This window comes from Nocardia sp. NPDC127606 (assembly GCF_042671725.1).
Classification (GTDB): Bacteria; Actinomycetota; Actinomycetes; order Mycobacteriales; family Mycobacteriaceae; genus Nocardia.
Genome location: NZ_JBHXWQ010000009.1, coordinates 145,390 through 162,212 on the forward strand (window position 1 = coordinate 145,390; position 16,823 = coordinate 162,212).

Genomic DNA, 16,823 nt, shown 5'->3' on the forward strand with positions numbered 1-16,823 from the left:
CTACCGATCCGCACCACAACGGAGTCCATGATGAAAACACCTCAACCCAGCACCCCCTTGGAAGACCAGCCGATGCCGGTACGAGCCAAGCTTGCCGCAGCGTGGACGAGCTTCATGTTCCTGTACGCCTACGTGGACATTCTCAACTTCTTCACGCCCGGCGTCGTCGAGGACATCCTCGACGGCAGGGTCTTCGAATTCAGCCTCTCCCAGACCTTTTCGACCGCAGCGCTGATCCTCATGGCTATCCCGATCTTCATGGTCGTGCTGTCGATGACGCTGCCCGCCGGGGTCAACCGCATCGCGAACCTGATCGTGGCTTCGCTCTACGTCCCCGTCACGGTATTCAATGTGGTGGGCGCGTCCTGGCTGTACTTCTACGGCCTCGGCGTCGTAGTGGAATTGATCCTTCTCGCCCTCATCCTGCGGTACGCCTGGACCTGGCCCCGCACCGCGCCTTCGGCGGCCAGCCCGGACCTCGAAACCGTTCGCGCGCAGCAGCAAGCGTGAACCAAGAGCAGTGCCTGTCCTGTTCGTAAAGCGGCTGCCACGGTGTTGCGATGACTTTCGCAACACCGTGCACATCAGGATCCGGAGTGATTGCCCCGGACGCCCTTTGGTGTCGGACTCTCGCCGCGAAGCGTCCGGTCGATCCATGCGATGACGTCGGCCAGGATGACCGGCCCCTCGGCTTCATCCTCCAACCCGTGGTAGACGCCCGGACAGGTCCTCAGTGTCGCCGACGGCACGAGGTCGACCACCCGGCGGCTGGCGGAGAGCGGATTGATCAGATCGGCGTCTCCATGAACCACGAGTAGTGGTACGGCGACTCGGGTGGCAGCCGATGCCACGCGATCCATCTGTGCCAAGACGTCGATCGCGAAGCGTGCGGTCGCTCGCCCATGGACCAAGGGATCGGCGGACCGTTCGGCGACGACGTCGGGGTCGCGATTGACACGCTCGAACCGCAGCCCGTTCGGCAACGTCAGGGTGGCGAAGGCGCGGCCGAGGCTCCTGACCACGGCCACCTTCAGCCGCTGATTGCGCAGCTCCGAGTCGAAAGCGGGTCCGGTCACCACCACCGCGGCCACGTCCGTCCCCGGCCGGTCCGCTGCGTAGAGGAACGCGTAGAGCCCGCCCAGGCTGTGGCCGTACAGCACGACCGGTGCGCCGCCCGTTCGCGCACGCTCGTGTGCGATGAGATGGTCCACGGCCCGCGCCGTCGACTGGTATCGGACGTCGCCGCGGCGTCCTTCGGATCGCCCGAATCCTTCGTAGTCCATCGCAAGCACGGAGAAGCCGGCTGCGGTGAACAACCGAGCCGTGCTGTCGTAGCGGGCGGCGTGCTCGCCGAGTCCGTGCATGATGACGACACTGGCCCGCGGCTGCCCGCTCGGGACCCAGTGGAGTGAGGTGAGTCGGGGGCCGCCGCCGTCCGGTGTGAAGGAGTCGAAGGTGGGTGATTTATTCACGAGCAGTTCCTTTCTGGTCTGCTCGAGCCTCGCCCCTTCGCCTTGGTCCAGGATTGGACCAACCTGCTAGGTCGGCAGGATCTCCCAACGGATCGTGCTGAACGCGGTGGGAGGGGCGCCGAAGGTTCGGCGACACGTCCTCGTGAGATGGGAGCTGTCGGTGAACCCCGCCAGGTGAGCCGCATCGGTGAGCGTCCGGCCCTGCGCGACCGCGGCGGTCGCCCGGAGCAGCCGGAGCCATCTCACGTAAGCCCGGAAGGTGATTCCGAGGTCCTGGGCGAAGAGATGGGACAGCCGGCTCTCCGACAGATGAACGGTCGCGGCGAGGTCGCGAAGCCGGATGGGTCGTGAGTCCAGCTCGGTCTGAAGGCGGGTGCGCGCGGCGGCGACTCCCGGATGAAGCGGGTGCGAGGTGTTTCCGGGAGAGCGCAGGCGCCCTTCCACGTACGCGCTGTGCCCCTTGGTCAGGGTCTGTCCTGCGTGATCCCAGGCGCGAGCGTGGGCCGGATCGTCGACCAGCTCGATCAGCTCGGCACCCAGAGATGACTCGGGCTCGACGTGCGCCACGACGCCCCAGGCGCCGGCGGCGCTGAACGCGTGCGGCTGATCGGCGGGAACGATCGCCGCGTTCGTACGTCGCTGACGGCCCTGGAGATCCTCGATGACGAACGTCCCCTGGTGGGCGACGGCCACCTGCACCGAGTGGTGAGAATGTCCCGGCAAACTTCCCAGCGGACCCTCGATCTCGAGTACACCGGGACGCAAGCGCCCTGTGCCGGACCACCGCGAGATCAATGGCTGTCGCTCGTCCGACGCGTGCATCGGCTGAAATATACGCGGCACGGGAGCGCTCCGACACCGCCGCGAAACGGCGGCCCCCCGTGGATGGCTATTCCAATAATGTTCTGTCGCAAGGGCACTCCTGTATTCATGCGTATCGCACGGTTGGCACCGACAGCCGTTTCTTGACGACAATGAGGGCATCTAGCAATCGGTGGCGCCCGTCGAGGAGACCCGCTCTGCACGATCGCCCCGGCGATTCACGCTGACGCCTCGGCGGTTTCCTTGCGTGCCCGTTCGGCGACCCCGACCGGCATCGGCTCGTGCCGCAGATACCCGCGGGCGAACGACCCCGCCCCGTGGGTGAGCGATCGCAGGTCGATGACATACCGGCGCAGTTCGAGTTCGGGTACCTCGGCCCGGATATGGGTGCAGCCGGTATCGGCCTGCTCGGTGCCGAGAATGCGTCCGCGCCGGGTGGACAGATCGCCGAGGACGGCGCCCAGCTGGTCGTCGGGGACCGTGACCCGCACCGCGGCAACCGGTTCGAGCAGCAGGGTCCCGGACGCGTCCGCCGCGTCACGAAGGGCGAGCGCACCCGCGGTCTGGAAGGCGGCGTCGGAGGAGTCCACCGAGTGCGCCTTCCCCTCCACCAGTGTCACGCGCACATCCACCAGCGGATATCCGGAAGTGACCCCGCGCGCGGCCTGTGCCCGTGCCCCCTTCTCCACCGATCCGATGAACTGCCGCGGCACTACCCCACCGACCACCCGGTCGACGAACTCGAATCCCGTCCCCGCCGGCAGTGGTTCCACCTGGATGTGGCACACCGCATACTGCCCGTGCCCGCCGGACTGCTTGACCAATTTGCCGTGCCCCTCGGCTTGCGCGGCGAGCGTCTCCCGTAACGCCACCCGATACGGTTCCACTTCCACCCGCACCCCGAACCGCCCGCGCAACCGTTCCAGCGCGAGGTCCCGGTGGGCTTCCCCCAGACACCACAGCACCAGCTGATGGGTGTGTTCGTTGTTTTCCAGCCGCAGGGTCGGATCTTCGGCGACGAGCCGGGTCAGACCCTGCGAGAGCTTGTCCTCATCGGCCCTGCCCTGCGCCCGAATAGCCACAGGCAGTAACGGTTCCGGCAGCTGCCACGGCTCGATCAGCAGGGGTTTCCCGGTGCCGGAGAGGGTGTCGCCGGTTTCCGCGTGGCCGAGTTTGCTCACGAACGCGATATCGCCGGCGACGGCCTCGGTCAGTGTCCGCTGTTGTTTCCCCAACGGCGCGGTGACCCCGCCGACCCGGTCGTCGGCATCGTGCTCGGGTCCGCAGACGCGGACGGTGTCCTCGCTGTGCAGCGTGCCGGAGAACACCCGCACCAGCGATACCCGTCCCACGTACGGGTCGGACGAGGTACGGATGACCTCCGCGGCGAGTTCGGCCGCCGGATCGCAGCTCAATGCGATGGGCGCGGTGCCGTCGCCGCGCGGCGCGGCCGACAGCGGGTGTTCGATCGGTGTCGGGAACCCTGCCGTGATCAGTTCCAGCAGTTCGAGCGTGCCGAGGCCCTGCTCCGCTTCCTCCGCTGCCTGTGCCGCGAACAGCACCGGATGGAAGCTTCCGCGCGCCACGGCTCGTTCCAGGTCGTCGACCAGGGTGTCGAATTCGACGGGTTCGCCGTCGAGGTAGCGGTCCATCAGCGTTTCGTCTTCGCTCTCGGCGATGATCGCCTCGATCAACCGGTCGCGGGCCGGGGCGATCACCGCGAGCTGTTCCGCGGAAGGTTCGGTGCGCACCCGTTTCCCGCTGCGATAGTCGGCGACACGTCGCTCGAGCAGTTCCAGCAGTCCGATCGTGGGCCGGTGCCCATCGGGGGTCTTCTGCCCGTAGACCGGCAGGTGCAGGGGAAGGACAGTGTCGCGCGCTCCCCCGGTCAGCAGTGTCTGACAGGTCTGCACCAGTTCCGCGTACTCCGCCCGCGCCGTGTCCAGATGTGTCATCACGATCGCCCGCGGCATCCCCACCCGCGCGCATTCGGCCCACAGTTCCCGCGTAGGCCCCGCCACACCCTCCACTCCGTCGGCCGCCGACACCAGGAACAGGGCCGCGTCCGCCGCCCGCAACCCGGCCCGCAGTTCGCCGACGAAATCCGGGCATCCCGGAGTATCGATCAGATTGATCTTCACCTCGCCCCACGTCACCGGGACCACCGACACCTGCACAGATCTGTGCTGTCGCCGTTCGACCTCGTCGTAATCCGACAGTGATGTTCCGTCCTCCACGCGGCCTGCCCGGTTCACCGTCCCGGTCGCCAACGCCAGCGCCTCCACCAGCGTCGTCTTGCCCGCACCACTGCTGCCGACCAACGCCACGTTCCGGATGCTCTCCGGTCGCTGCGCACCGTTCGTCCGGTCCACCATGTCGCACGCTCCCTCGGGTCGGGATCCGGCTCCTTCGAGCTTCCCACCGCAGGTAGGGACACGTCCACGATTTCCGGGATCGATGCTGCACCGCTCGATTCAAGCGTGTGCTGACGCAGCCCACGTAGCGGCGCTGGTCGTGGACGACACCGCGACAGCCCGCCGTGTCGACGTTGGTGTCCGCGGTGTCGTGCCGGATTCCGAGCACACGGACCTGGCCGGGTACTCCCCCACCTCACCGCCGACTTGGCAGTTGGTCTCGGGCACGGACCTGACCAGCATGGATCTCCCGACCCGCAGCCCGCCCGCGCCGTATCCGCCTGCTGCGCGTTTGGCGATTATGTCCACGTCCGGCGCGCCAGTCACTTCTGGTTGGGCTCGGCGCGCTCCGGGAGTCCGGCCGCCCACAGCGCCGCGGCGATCAGCGCGGGCTGACCGAACAAGCGGAGCAGGCGTTTGGCGTCCGTGTCGAGGCCGAACGCGGTGGTGCCCTCGACGTATTGGGCGATATTGCCCGGGAAGACGGCGATGAAGAACGCGGCAAGTGCGATCCCGGTTATTCGCCGCTTGCGTGGCAGGCCCAACAGCGCGAGGCCGAATCCGATCTCGGCGACACCGGAACCGAGCACCGTGAGGTCGGCGTCGAGGGGGAACCAGTCGGGCACCTGCGCTTGGAAATCACTGCGCGCGAAGGTCAGGTGCGAGACGCCGGCAACCGACATGACACCGCCGAGTGCCAGCCGGGTGAAGCGCTGTGAGGGGCGCTCGGACGACGGGCTGGTGAGTGAGAACATTGGTCCTTTCGGATAGTTCCGAGATTCCGCAGCAGGCGCGACGACGTCTGGTCAGGATAGCGGCGTTGGACCACCTGACGGTCCGTCGAGCGCGCCACTTCTGGTTGTGCGATTACCCAGCCGGATCAGTTCAGTGCGCCGTTGTAGTCCGGGAACTTGAAGGTGCGCTCGGCATGCCCGCCGGACAGGTCCGAGGGGCTGTTGCCGATATTGGCGACGATCGTGTAGCCCTGGCTCTCGATGTCGGCCCGGCTCGCGGTCTTGTACTCGGCCAAGCCGGAATTGCCCGCCGACAGCGTGGTCGGCGCGCTGCCGTACAGCGCGTCGACCGGGTAGCCGACCGAGGTCAGGTTCGCCTGCGAGTAAGCGTTGACCAGGGCAGGCCTGCCGGTGACGAAGATGATCGCGGCGCCGTTCTGTTTCGCCCAGGTCGCCAAGCCGAGCACCGGCTGGATTGCCGGGATGATCAGGCCGGTGTTGTAGGAGGTTTCCAGCGTCGTGTTGTCGATGTCGAAGACGATCGCGGGCCGTGTCGCGCCGGGCAGCCGACCGGCGAGATAGGTCTTCGCCTCGGCCACGACGGTGGTGATCTCGCCGATCCACTGCGCGTACGGCGGCAACTCGGACTTGTTGCCCGACAACGAGGACGAGCCGCCGCCGGACAAAGACGACGAACCGGTGTCGGCGTCCGCGGCGGGCAATGGCGCCAGGAGCGCGGCCGCGACACCGACGACGAGCGAGGCAGTAACACGTTTCATCTCTCGCACGCTAACAGCGGACCGAGCCACGCAGCTTCGAAGTCCCGCGCAGTGAGACTGCTACGCGGGCGCGCCCACTTGGTCGGCATCGGCGCGGATAGCGGGCGACTAGGTCATGTCTCCCAATAGCTTCAGCGGCACGACCGCAGCAGCTCGCTCGGATGAATGCCTATCGCCAACCCCTGCGACCTGTGCCAAGATAATAAGAGTCAACTGCTATAACTCGGGGAGGCCGTTCAGGAGGTTGATCATGTGCATGCCCGGTTTCAGCGCTGAGTCATCGATGTATCCATCTTCGGGAAGGTAGGCGTTGATCCCCCGAGGGATGCGCGTTGGATACGACGACACGTTCGGCGCTGCGGGCGACGGGGCTCGATCGCGCCATGCAGCGCTGCGACGGGCACCCTTCGATCGGCATCGGGATACTCGACGGCCCGGTAGCCGCGCATCCCGCCCTCGGCGATCCCGGTCGGCGCTCACAGACCACCGGCCCAGCCACCGTGCACGCGACGATGGTCGCCGGTGCCCTAGCCGCCACCCGAGGCCACGGAGCTCCGGGAATCTGCCCGCGCTGCAGGCTGATCGTGCGCCCGATCTTTCGCGACGACGGATCCGGCCGAGACGGATCCGGCCGTCCCCGCTGATGGTGACGCCGCTCGAGGTGATGGAGACAGCTCACCAGAGGCCACCGGATGAGCTTCTAGCGCAGTGCCGTTGCCGAGTTCGGCGCGCCTGACGTGCGTGGAAGTGGGCGGCAGCGCTGGTCTGCGCCATCAATGGAACGACGCTCACCTCACACGCTCAATTGCCCCATGAGGCATCTCCTGAAAGGGACGAACGCTGATGACGACATCGGGACCTGAGGGGCGCGGAGCTCGTAAGCGGCGTACCTCCACACACGGCGACCAAGGAGTCGGCCAGCAGTTCGCCCGGACTTTCGCTCCGCCCGGACTCTACGACAAGGAGCGGCGCAAGGAATGGCGGCTCGAGGAGGAGCCCGGCAGGCGTGGCCCTTACATCGTGGAGTTGAACCTGCAGCACACCGAGGGTCTGCTCGGCGCGGTCGCGACACTCAAGGAGTTGCACGCGCAGGTTATCCGCAACGCGCCTGAGCCGACACCGATCTCGCGCACCTACTACCTGTGTCGCATGTCGTGGGCCGAGTGTAAGAAGCTGCTCAAGCAGGACGAGCAGCACGCACTGGCCAAGGCGGGCCAGACAGAGGGCAATCCCATGCGATTCCGGGCGATCTACAAGCTCTGGCCGGACTTTCCCGTCCGTAGTCAGGTGTACCGGTCGTTGCCGACGATCAAGGCAAACGCTGCCCGGCGTTCCTTCGAGGCCGAGGGAGAAGGAATCGTTTGGGCGGTGATCGACTCCGGGATCCGCGGAAGCCATGCGCATTTCCAGAAATACAGAACTGTCGATGCCGAGGGGGTCAGGAACCTGCATCGCAGCTTTGTCGAGGAAGCAGTCGAATTGGATGGGGTACCGCTCGAGCCACGACCCGCCCTGGACCCGGACGACCCGACAATCGACAAAGACGAACGAACCCGACGCGTCGATGCCCATCGCACAGCGGCGCTCGCGGACGAATTCGGACACGGCACGCACGTCGCCGGGATCATCGCCGGGTGCGCTCCGCTCGACCGCACAGAATATGGGGTGCGGCTGTTCGAGCGGGTCGATCGACCCGGCACCCGCGGGCAACTCGAACGGACCAGCGCCATCGTCGAGCAGTTCAACGACCTCGAGCACCTACACGGCGTGGCTCCGCAGTGCCGACTCGTGAGCCTCAAGGTGCTCGACGAGTTCGGTGAAGGACGTTCCAGCGATGTGATCCGCGCTTTGGAGTACATCCGCGAGAACCTCAACGACAACCCCAAGCTGCTCCGCGTGCACGGTGTCAACCTCAGTGTCGGATACGAGTTCGACGCCGAGATGTTCGCCTGCGGCCAAAGCCCGATCTGTGCTGAGGTCGACCGCCTGGTCCAGTCGGGCGTGGTTGTCGTGGCGGCCGCCGGCAATACGGGCTACGGCAGCGTGGGGTCGAGCACCCGGGAAACACGGGTCGGGCTGTCGAATACCATCAACGACCCGGGCAACGCGGAGCAGGCCATCACGGTCGGCGCTACACACCGTGACGCGCCGTACATGTACGGCGTCTCGTATTTTTCCTCGAAGGGACCCACCGGCGACGGCCGACTCAAACCCGACCTGGTCGCCCCCGGTGAACGGATCACCTCCTGCGGTGCAGGCACTCGGCTCAATGACGCCATCCGAGCGGCCAACGCCAGCGCCGCGTCGGCGAGCGAAGGTGTGGTCTTTGCCGACTACATGGAGGACAGTGGCACCAGTATGGCCGCACCGCACGTGTCCGGGGCGATCGCCGCCTTCCTGTCCATCCGACGCGAATTCATCGGCAAGCCCGTGGACGTGAAGCGAATCTTCACGTCCACGGCCTCCCCACTCGGTCGTGAGCGCTACTTCGAAGGTCACGGTCTGCTAGACCTCGTTCGTGCCATCCAATCGGTCTGATCGGAGCACAGCCATGCAGAGTTTCGATGTCGAGTTCACCAGTGGCGGCACGCTTTTCGACGCCGACCAACTGGAGGATCTGGTCCGCGGCCTGGACGCCACCGACCTGATCGTGGTGTCGCACGGATGGAACAACGACATGCAGGAGGCCGCGGACTTGTACGACGAGTTACTGGGCAACGTGCAACGCCTGCTGGACTTGCGTGCCAATCCTCAGGCCCCGGCAACGCTTCGTGGTCTCGACGGCCGCACTTTCGTGGCCTGCCGTGTGTTCTGGCCGAGCAAGAAGTTCGCAGACAAAGACCTCATCCCCGGCGGCGGTGCTGCCAGTGCGACGGCAGCGAACGACGCCGCTCTCGAGCTGGTATTGGACAGACTGGCCGAGGACCCGACGCGACTGGGCGACGCAGTCACCTCGCCCGCGCGTGATGAGAAGGTCGCCTCGGCGAAGGCGCTCGTTCCGCACCTGGCCTCGGATCCCGATGCTCGTGCGGCTTACGTCGACCTCCTGAGATCCCTTGTCGATGTGGACGACTCAGCAGATGACGACGGCTTGGCCGCGTTCTTCAGCGCAGACGCAGAGGATCTGTTCGCCGCCCTGGACGGTCCCGTTTCCGCGCCGGGCGCCGAGGCGAGCGGGGGCGGCGCCGCAATCGGAGGCGGCGCGGGCGATCGGGGCCTCGACAACGGTGGCGCCGTCGGCGTCCTGGATCGCCTCGATGGCGTCATCGCCGCCGCGCGGCGGCTGGCGAACCTCACGACATACCTCCAGATGAAGTCACGGGCCGGGACAGTGGGGGCCAACGGCCTTGCCCCGGTGATCCGGCGAGTCCGCGCGGAGCACCCAGACGTGCGCGTCCATCTCGTCGGCCACAGCTTCGGCGGACGACTGGTGACCGCCGCCGCCCACTCCCTCGACGACAACACCGCTCAGGTCACGATCACCCTGCTGCAGGCGGCGTTCTCGCACAACGGACTCTCCGCGGACTTCGGCGGCGGGAAGGCCGGCGCATTCCGGGAGGTCCTCACCGACCGCCGCGCATCCGGCCCGATCCTCATCACCCACACCAAGAACGACAAGGCCGTGGGAATCGCCTACCCCCTCGCGTCGCGCATCGCCTTCCAGAATGCCGCTGCGCTCGGCGACCGCAACGACCCGTACGGAGGCATGGGCCGCAACGGCGCCCAGCGCACCCACGAGGCGTTGGGCAACGAGACCGAGCTAGCCGCAGCCGGTCATGACTACGGGTTCGCGCCCGGCAAGGTCTACAACCTGCTGGCGGACGCCTTCATCACCGACCACGGCGCCGTTCGCGGTGTCCAAGTCGCCTACGCGATCCTGTCCGCGGCGTCGGTGGTGTGAGGATCCCCAGCCGCTCGACTCGGTCAACCCGCCCGAGACCGGCCGATCCCGTGATCAGCCGGCTCATCTGGGCGGCTCGGCCAGCAGAGTGGGTAGGGAGTCGGCGGTCAGGCGGTGAGCGCAGGGTAGTCGGTATAGCCGCGGTGATCACCGCCATAGAAGGTGGCCGGGTCGGGTTCGTTGAGCGCGGCGTCCGCACGAACACGGGCGGGTAGGTCAGGGTTGGCCAAGGCGGGGGTGCCGACGGCGATGACGTCGGCAGTGCCGCTGTCGAGGTCGGCGATACGTGCGTCGAGGTCTGCCCCTGCGCGGTTCAGGACCAGCCGCTCTGGCCAGATCCCCCGGATCGTCCGCAGAAGTTGTTCGTCTCCCGCGTGAACCAGGTGCAGGTAGGCGAGGCCGAGGCGGCCCAACTCCGCGGCGAGGTGTGCATAGAGCCCGGGGGTGTCGGTTTCGGTGATGTCGTTGAACGGGTTGGCCGGTGAAATACGGAATCCGATGCGGTCTGCACCGATTTCGTCGGCCACGGCCGCGGCGACTTCGAGCGCGAATCGGATGCGTCCGGTGATTGAGCCGCCGTATTCGTCCGTACGCTGATTGGCGTTGGTGCTGAGGAACTGGTGCAGCAGATATCCGTTGGCGCCGTGGATCTCGACACCGTCGACCCCCGCGTCGATGGCCATCGCGGCAGCCACACGGAACTCCTCGACGGTGCGCGCGATGGCGTCCGCGTCCAGTGCCACCGGTTGGGCCATGGGTTGTGGTCCGGCGGCGGTGAACATCATCGCGTCGGCCGCGATCGGCGACGGCGCGACCGGGGGTCGGCCGTGGGGTGTGTTGGCGGGGTGGGAGACCCGGCCCACGTGCATCAGTTGGATGACGAACGCGGCACCGGCTTCGTGGACTGCTGCGGCGACCCGTTTCCATGCCTCGACATGGGCGGGCTCGTAAATGCCGGGAGTGTTCAGGTAGCCCTGCCCGTCGGCGGAAGGCTGGGTACCTTCGCTGATGAGCATCGCGAACGAGGAGCGCTGCTCGTAGTAGGTGGCGGTCAGATCGGTGACTGTGCCGTCAGCGGCGGCTCGGCTGCGGGTCATCGGTGCCATGACCAGGCGGTGCGGTAGGGCGATGCTGCCCAGTTGGGTAGGGGTCCAAAGGGTCTGGTTGTTCATGATGGCTCCTGAAGAGGGTGGGTCGGATTCAGTCGGTGATCTGGACAGCGGCGCGCGGCGCCGTGCCGAAACGAACGGGGACAGTGGGCAGGCCACCGGCCCACCATCAGGCCGCCACGATCGCGGCGAGCAGCTCGACCCGCGACGGGCCGGGCTCCGGGTAGCCGACGGATTCGCCGCCGAGTTCGATGATTCGATCGAGCACACCGGGTCGTGCCAGCGCGTCCTCGGGGCTGCTCAGTACCGAACCGACGTCACCGAACGCCCGCAGTACGTCGGGATCGCGCAGCTTCGCGACCTCCAGCGCCTGCCGCAGATTCCAGTCCGCATCATCGGTCCGGTAGGGGACGCCGATTTCATAAGGAATGGAGGCGATTTCGAGGTCGATTTGAGCCAGCCGGTGCAGATCCCATGCGGCTGAGGCCTGTTGGGCGGGACCGAGCGTCGCGTTGGTGATCTCGTCGAACCGGAGCGCGAGCTTGTCCTGATCGTCGAAGCCGATCTCTCGCACCACATCCCGCAGCAACACCCCGTGTGCCATACCCATGGTGATGCCCATGCCGAAGGTGGGATTGGTTGTCGCCCATGCGTCCCCGATACTGAGCAGACCGGTCGCGACCGGTTTGCCGTCGACGACGAAGCGCCGATGCCGGGATTCCATTCCCGACATCGCCAACACCCCGGTGATGGGCTCTCCGGCGGAGGCCCAGTGCGCCATACCGGGGTACAGAGCCGCCACTCGCTGCCAGACTTCCGGATCGCTCAATGCCCGCATGGCGCGGTCCTTGGCCGAGACGAACAGGGCCAGTGCCCAGGTGCCCGCATCACCGGGAACGGTGGTCAGCGAGATGCTGTCGTGGTGCTCCAACGGCCATGCCGCCTGTTCCGGATAGGAGCCGTCGGCCGAGCGGAAATAGCGGCTGTAGGCCAGGAATCCGGTCTCGTGCCGATCGACAACCGGTGCGGGAGCGCCGATCTCGACGAGCATCTTGCTCACGGGAGAGTTGCGGCCGAGCGCATCGACGACCAGGTCGGCGTGGATGGACTCACCGTGTGCGGTCAGCACACCGGTGATGTGCGCGATCCCGGCGGGCGGCGTGGCATCGGTCAGAAGCCCGGTGACCGGGGTGTCTCGGCGAACGGTGACCCCGGCCTGTGCGGCAGCGTTGGCGAGCCCCTGCTCGATGACCGGTCGGCGGGCAGCGAGGGTGTCGAATCGTTCGTCGCCGGGCTCGCGGCCTCCGATGGCCGGCAGGTCGTAGGCGCCGTCGAGCATGTTGTGCGTCCGTGCGCCCAGCGCTCGCAGCTCGGTGACCGCATCGGGTAGTTCACGGGAGAGCAGGTCGAACGCCCCCGGCAGCATGACGTGCGGATGCCGGAACTGGTTCACCCCGGGCCGTTTCCACTGGTCCCATGCCTGCTCGGCGTCGACTGTGGGGCGATCGGAATCTTTGTCCAGCACCGTGACTCGATGGCCCTCGCGGGCCAGCAGCATGGCCGCGGTCAAGCCGGTCGGACCACTCCCGAGTACTACCACGTGCATCTGCCGGTCTTCGTTGGTGGTTCGCATGTCTTTCGTCCTTTGACTTTTCGGGAGGAGGTCTGGCAACTGTCGACCGGAACGGCGCTCAGTTCCCAGACCAGAAACTGCTCGATAAAATACGAATCCGGGCGCCCCTGCCGAATCAGTCGAATGACTGCGCACTCGACTGCATCGAGCGACTCCGTCACCTCGCCGCGCTGCACTGTTTTCGAGCACCGATGGACAGTCGAACGGGCTGGGAAGTGAGCAGCTTCCGGGATGACGATGGATCCTTCGGATTCACTCGTAAGGAGACCGCAGAATGCACGCGATCAACTGGGTCGGGTTCTTCCCCGCCGCTCTACTCGTCTCACTCATCCCGGGAGCGAGTCAGATCCTCGGCCTGAACAATGCTGTGCGCCACGGGATCGAGTACGCCCTGGCCGGGGTGGGTGGTCGCCTGGCCGCCTTCGCCGTACTCGTCGCGCTTGTCGTGGCCGGACTGGGTGCGACGCTGGCGGCGTCGGCGACCGCGCTGACCGTGATCAAATGGGTAGGTGTCGCCTATCTCGCCTGGATCGGGATACAAGGCCTGCGGCGCGCATGGCGGCAGACGACCACCTCGGCATCGGGTCCGGCGGCGAGCGCGACGCGATGGCGCGTCGTCGGGAACGAATTCGCCGTCGGTATCAGCAACCCGAAGGCGCTCCTGCTGTTCGCCGCGCTACTTCCCCAGTTCGCTGACGAATCGGCAGGCGGATTCGGCACGCAGATCGCCCTGCTCGGCGCGGCCTACGTCGGCATCGAACTGATAGTCGGCCTGGGCTACGTCATTGTGGGCGGTCTCATCGGTGCGACCGGTTTCTCCGCGCGAACATCGCGCCGGATAGATCTCGGGAGCGGGGTGTGTTTCCTCGGAATGGCGGGACTGCTCGCCGCGGACGGCCTCTGACTGTGTGCACCGGTCCGGCTCGGATGAGCCGGACCGGCTGCTGGCGTCAGCGACTGACCAGGGCGCGAAGGGCGGCGACGACGGCGTCCGGGTCCTCCTCTGCCATGAAGTGCCCCGCGTCGACGGTGCGGTGGTCGAGATTCGGTGCCCAACTCGACCACAGCGCCGTGGCCTCATATCCGAGTGCGGCACCCCAGTCCTGCTGCATGACCGTCACCGGCATGGACAGTCGGGTCCCCGCGGCGCGGTCGGCGCGGTCGTGGTCGACGTCGACGGTCGCCGACGCGCGGTAGTCGGCCACGATCGAGGGAACCGCGGCGCGGCAGGCATCGAGGTACGCGGCACGTACCGGCGCGGGAATCGCCGCCGGATCTTTGGTCCACTGGTCGAGGAAATAGGCGAAGAACGCGTCGGCGCTGGCCGAGATCATCTGTTCGGGCAGACCCGGCGGCTGCGCCATCAGGTACAGGTGGAAGCCGACGGCCGCGGTTGTGCCGTGCAGCACTTCCCACATGTCCAGCGTAGGCAGCACATCCAGGCACGCGAGGTGGGTGATCGCGTCGGGATGGTCGAGGCCGGCCCGGAAAGCGACCAACGCGCCGCGGTCGTGCCCGGCGAGCGCGAACCGTTCGTGACCGAAATTCTTTGCCAGAGCGACGACATCGTCGGCCATCGTCCGCTTGGAGTAGGTGTCGGGACCGGACTCGGCGGGTTTGTCGCTGTCGCCGTAGCCACGGAGGTCCGGGACGATCACCGTGTGGTCGGTGGCCAGGTCGGCGGCGACGTGACGCCACATCAGGTGGGTCTGCGGGAACCCGTGCAGCAGCACGATCGGGTCACCCGAACCGGCGACGGCGACGTTGAGCGCGACATCGTCGGCGACGGGGACGCGCTGGTAGTCGAATCCGGGAATGGTGGGGGTCATCGCGTTGACTCTTTCGTTGGGAGACGGGTCCGTGAGGTCTGTGCGGATCGAGTTCGAGCGTGCGGCGCGGCGATGAGCAGCCGATGAACGCGCACTACATCGGGCCTGCTCGCGATCGTCGCCGTCGTCGCACGACGCAGGCTCGAGCGCTCAGAGGGAAGCCAGGACGCGGATGCGGTCGGCCATGACCCGTTGTGCGACATCGGAGGTGTAGGCAATCCCTTCGAACTCGTGCGGGACGCCGGGGTGGAGGTGGAATTCGACCGGCACGCCTGCGCGGGACAGACGCAGGGCGTAGGTGAGGTCCTCGTCGCGGAAGATGTCGAGTTGGCCGACCTCGATGTATGCCGGTGGCAGGCCCTCGGGATCGGCGACGCGGGCGGGCGCGGCGTGTGCTGAGGTGTCGGGTCCGCCTGCGGCATCGCCGAGCAGTGCTTGCCAGCCCGTTCGGTTGTCGTCCCATGACCACAGGACGAACGGCGCGAGGTGCGGGTCCGGAGTGCGGGTGCGGTCGTCGAGCATCGGCATCACCAGGATCTGGCGGGCGATGGCGGGTCCGCCGCGGTCGCGGGCCACGATCGCTACCGCGGCGGCCAGTCCGCCGCCCGCGCTGTCGCCGAACACCGCGATGCGGGCGGGGTCGACGTTGAGGTCGGTGGCGTGTTCGTGCAGCCAGACCAGGGCGCCGTAGGCGTCATCGACCGGAGTGGGGTGCGGATGTTCCGGCGCGCGCCGGTAGTCGACCGACAGGATCGGGGTGCCGCTCGCCGACACGTATCGGGAGACCGATCCGTCGAACAGGCCGACGTGACCCAGGATCATGCCGCCGCCGTGCAGATAGATGGCGGCCGGACCCGGTTCCGCCGGGCGGTCATCGCGCTCGTACCAGCGCAGCAGGATCGTGGCGCCGTCAGCGGTGGTCATCTCGTGGTCGGTGATCGTGACATCGGGCGCGGCCGGTTGGGCGGTATCGGTGTGGGCGATGACCTGCTCGAGGATTGCGCGGCGGGTGGTCACATCGCCGACCGGTGGCGGTGTGCTGTCGGCCATCGCGGCAGCCATCGGGGCCAGCGCGTCGGCGACCTGTGGGTCGAGGGTGAAAGACATGACGTAACTCCTTGTGCGACACCGGGTGAGGTGTCACTGCGAGATATAGGTGGGTGTGGCTCAGGGCAGCAGGATCGTCTTGCCGGGCAGCTGACCGGTGACGGCTTCGGCATGGACGGCCGCCAGTTCGCTCAGCGGCCGGCGAGCGGCAACGTCGATGCGCAGATCACCGGCGTCGACGAGCGCGACCAGTCCGGCGAGCTGAGTGGCGTCGCTGCGGGCGAACACCCGTTCCGCACGCACACCGCGCTCGGGATCGGGTTCACCGGGAGTTGTTGTGCTGACAAAGATTCCACCGTCGGCTACCAGATCGACCAGAGCGGCGGTCTCTTCCGGCGAGGTGGCGACCAAGTTGACCACGACGTCGAACTGCTGCCCGGATACCGCCTGCGCCAACGGAATTGCGGTGTAGTCGACGATTCGGTCCGCACCGTCGGCGTGAACCCGGTCGGCGCTTCGCGTGCTCGCGGTTGCGGTGACCACGGCTCCGGCTCTGGCTGCCAGCTGTACCGCGTAGCCGCCGACCGCACCGCCCGCGCCGTTGATCAAGACGCTGTTGCCCGCGACGAGGCCCGCGTGTTCGATCAGTGCCTGCCAGGCCGTCAGCCCGACGGCGGGAAGTGCTGCGGTATCGGCGAGTTCGACGTTGCGGGGGGCGGAGGCCAACAGGTCGGCAGCGACGGCGACGTACTCCGCGCCCGCGCCGTCGGTGTTCATCGGCAGAAAGGCCACTACCGCGTCCCCGACCGCCCAGCCGGTGACCTCCGCACCGACTTCGGCGATGGTGCCTGCCACATCGATGCCGGGCACGTGGGGAAAGGACACCGGGAACACCTGCTGCAAGTAGCCGGCACGGATCGCGACATCCACCGGATTGAACGAAGTCGCGGCTACTTTCACCACGACCTCCGCCGCGGCGGCGACAGGCTTGGGGGCCTCTTCGTAGGCCAGGACTTCGCTGTCGCCGTGGGCGTGGAATCGCACTGCCTTCATGATCTCTCCTCGGTATGCTGCTTCGAATTC

The 16,823-nt window shown here is 67.1% G+C and carries 15 protein-coding genes; 5 read left to right on the plus strand and 10 right to left on the minus strand.

Features of this window, described 5'->3' with window-relative positions:
- The first annotated feature begins 30 nt into the window (after positions 1-30).
- Positions 31-510 (plus strand): DUF6326 family protein, encoded by a 480-nt coding sequence (locus tag ACFVJ5_RS30340; protein ID WP_379225372.1) that lies wholly within the window; start codon positions 31-33, stop codon positions 508-510.
- 74 nt (positions 511-584) lie between these two features.
- Here ACFVJ5_RS30340 and ACFVJ5_RS30345 read toward each other — a convergent pair whose 3' ends face one another.
- The 5 genes from ACFVJ5_RS30345 to ACFVJ5_RS30365 all read right to left on the minus strand — a co-directional run bounded on the left by ACFVJ5_RS30345 (position 585) and on the right by ACFVJ5_RS30365 (position 6,221).
- Positions 585-1,472 carry an alpha/beta hydrolase gene (locus ACFVJ5_RS30345; RefSeq protein WP_379225374.1) on the minus strand — a complete coding sequence of 296 codons (888 nt, stop codon included), beginning with the start codon at positions 1,470-1,472 and terminating at the stop codon, positions 585-587.
- A 66-nt stretch (positions 1,473-1,538) separates the two neighbouring features.
- Positions 1,539-2,294 carry a helix-turn-helix transcriptional regulator gene (locus ACFVJ5_RS30350; protein WP_379225376.1) on the minus strand — a complete coding sequence of 252 codons (756 nt, stop codon included), beginning with the start codon at positions 2,292-2,294 and terminating at the stop codon, positions 1,539-1,541.
- Positions 2,295-2,512: 218 nt separating this feature from the next.
- Positions 2,513-4,669 (minus strand): elongation factor G-like protein EF-G2, encoded by a 2,157-nt coding sequence (locus ACFVJ5_RS30355; protein ID WP_379225378.1) that lies wholly within the window; start codon positions 4,667-4,669, stop codon positions 2,513-2,515.
- A gap of 362 nt (positions 4,670-5,031) precedes the next feature.
- Positions 5,032-5,463, minus strand: a complete 432-nt coding sequence (locus ACFVJ5_RS30360) for a hypothetical protein (protein WP_379225380.1) — start codon at positions 5,461-5,463, stop codon at positions 5,032-5,034.
- Between the two features lie 125 nt (positions 5,464-5,588).
- Positions 5,589-6,221: an HAD family acid phosphatase gene (locus ACFVJ5_RS30365; protein ID WP_379225382.1), complete on the minus strand. Its 633-nt coding sequence runs from the start codon at positions 6,219-6,221 to the stop codon at positions 5,589-5,591.
- A gap of 332 nt (positions 6,222-6,553) precedes the next feature.
- Here ACFVJ5_RS30365 and ACFVJ5_RS30370 point away from each other — a divergent pair, with 332 nt between their 5' ends.
- From ACFVJ5_RS30370 to ACFVJ5_RS30380, 3 genes are all read left to right on the plus strand, one after another.
- Positions 6,554-6,865, plus strand: coding sequence for a hypothetical protein (locus tag ACFVJ5_RS30370; RefSeq protein ID WP_379225383.1), 312 nt, complete (start codon positions 6,554-6,556; stop codon positions 6,863-6,865).
- A 199-nt stretch (positions 6,866-7,064) separates the two neighbouring features.
- Positions 7,065-8,759: a S8 family peptidase gene (locus tag ACFVJ5_RS30375; protein ID WP_379225385.1), complete on the plus strand. Its 1,695-nt coding sequence runs from the start codon at positions 7,065-7,067 to the stop codon at positions 8,757-8,759.
- 13 nt (positions 8,760-8,772) lie between these two features.
- Positions 8,773-10,122, plus strand: coding sequence for a hypothetical protein (locus ACFVJ5_RS30380; protein WP_379225387.1), 1,350 nt, complete (start codon positions 8,773-8,775; stop codon positions 10,120-10,122).
- 107 nt (positions 10,123-10,229) lie between these two features.
- On the opposite strand, the gene ACFVJ5_RS30385 is transcribed toward ACFVJ5_RS30380, so the two are convergent.
- Together ACFVJ5_RS30385 and ACFVJ5_RS30390 are read right to left on the minus strand one after the other, a co-directional pair.
- A complete protein-coding gene (locus ACFVJ5_RS30385) occupies positions 10,230-11,294 on the minus strand; it encodes an alkene reductase (RefSeq protein ID WP_379225388.1) in 1,065 nt (354 codons plus the stop codon).
- A 106-nt stretch (positions 11,295-11,400) separates the two neighbouring features.
- Positions 11,401-12,864, minus strand: coding sequence for an NAD(P)/FAD-dependent oxidoreductase (locus ACFVJ5_RS30390; protein ID WP_379225390.1), 1,464 nt, complete (start codon positions 12,862-12,864; stop codon positions 11,401-11,403).
- 274 nt (positions 12,865-13,138) lie between these two features.
- Between ACFVJ5_RS30390 and ACFVJ5_RS30395 the strand changes: the two genes are divergently transcribed.
- Entirely contained in the window at positions 13,139-13,768 is a 630-nt protein-coding gene (locus tag ACFVJ5_RS30395) for a LysE family translocator (RefSeq protein WP_379225392.1), read from the plus strand.
- Positions 13,769-13,814: 46 nt separating this feature from the next.
- On the opposite strand, the gene ACFVJ5_RS30400 is transcribed toward ACFVJ5_RS30395, so the two are convergent.
- From ACFVJ5_RS30400 to ACFVJ5_RS30410, 3 genes are all read right to left on the minus strand, one after another.
- On the minus strand, positions 13,815-14,693 hold the full coding sequence (locus ACFVJ5_RS30400; protein ID WP_379225394.1) for an alpha/beta fold hydrolase: 879 nt from the start codon (positions 14,691-14,693) through the stop codon (positions 13,815-13,817).
- A gap of 150 nt (positions 14,694-14,843) precedes the next feature.
- A complete protein-coding gene (locus ACFVJ5_RS30405) occupies positions 14,844-15,800 on the minus strand; it encodes an alpha/beta hydrolase (protein ID WP_379225396.1) in 957 nt (318 codons plus the stop codon).
- A gap of 60 nt (positions 15,801-15,860) precedes the next feature.
- Positions 15,861-16,793 (minus strand): NADP-dependent oxidoreductase, encoded by a 933-nt coding sequence (locus tag ACFVJ5_RS30410; protein WP_379225397.1) that lies wholly within the window; start codon positions 16,791-16,793, stop codon positions 15,861-15,863.
- Between the last annotated feature and the right edge of the window lie 30 nt (positions 16,794-16,823).

Coding starts and splice junctions, on each gene's coding strand:
- ACFVJ5_RS30360 (WP_379225380.1), bottom strand. CDS start 5,463: ATGTTCTCACTCACCAGCCCGTCGTCCGAGCGCCCCTCACAGCGCTTC.
- ACFVJ5_RS30385 (WP_379225388.1), bottom strand. CDS start 11,294: ATGAACAACCAGACCCTTTGGACCCCTACCCAACTGGGCAGCATCGCC.
- ACFVJ5_RS30350 (WP_379225376.1), bottom strand. CDS start 2,294: ATGCACGCGTCGGACGAGCGACAGCCATTGATCTCGCGGTGGTCCGGC.
- ACFVJ5_RS30365 (WP_379225382.1), bottom strand. CDS start 6,221: ATGAAACGTGTTACTGCCTCGCTCGTCGTCGGTGTCGCGGCCGCGCTC.
- ACFVJ5_RS30395 (WP_379225392.1), top strand. CDS start 13,139: ATGCACGCGATCAACTGGGTCGGGTTCTTCCCCGCCGCTCTACTCGTC.
- ACFVJ5_RS30380 (WP_379225387.1), top strand. CDS start 8,773: ATGCAGAGTTTCGATGTCGAGTTCACCAGTGGCGGCACGCTTTTCGAC.
- ACFVJ5_RS30355 (WP_379225378.1), bottom strand. CDS start 4,669: ATGGTGGACCGGACGAACGGTGCGCAGCGACCGGAGAGCATCCGGAAC.
- ACFVJ5_RS30405 (WP_379225396.1), bottom strand. CDS start 15,800: ATGTCTTTCACCCTCGACCCACAGGTCGCCGACGCGCTGGCCCCGATG.
- ACFVJ5_RS30410 (WP_379225397.1), bottom strand. CDS start 16,793: ATGAAGGCAGTGCGATTCCACGCCCACGGCGACAGCGAAGTCCTGGCC.
- ACFVJ5_RS30390 (WP_379225390.1), bottom strand. CDS start 12,864: ATGCGAACCACCAACGAAGACCGGCAGATGCACGTGGTAGTACTCGGG.
- ACFVJ5_RS30400 (WP_379225394.1), bottom strand. CDS start 14,693: ATGACCCCCACCATTCCCGGATTCGACTACCAGCGCGTCCCCGTCGCC.
- ACFVJ5_RS30340 (WP_379225372.1), top strand. CDS start 31: ATGAAAACACCTCAACCCAGCACCCCCTTGGAAGACCAGCCGATGCCG.
- ACFVJ5_RS30375 (WP_379225385.1), top strand. CDS start 7,065: ATGACGACATCGGGACCTGAGGGGCGCGGAGCTCGTAAGCGGCGTACC.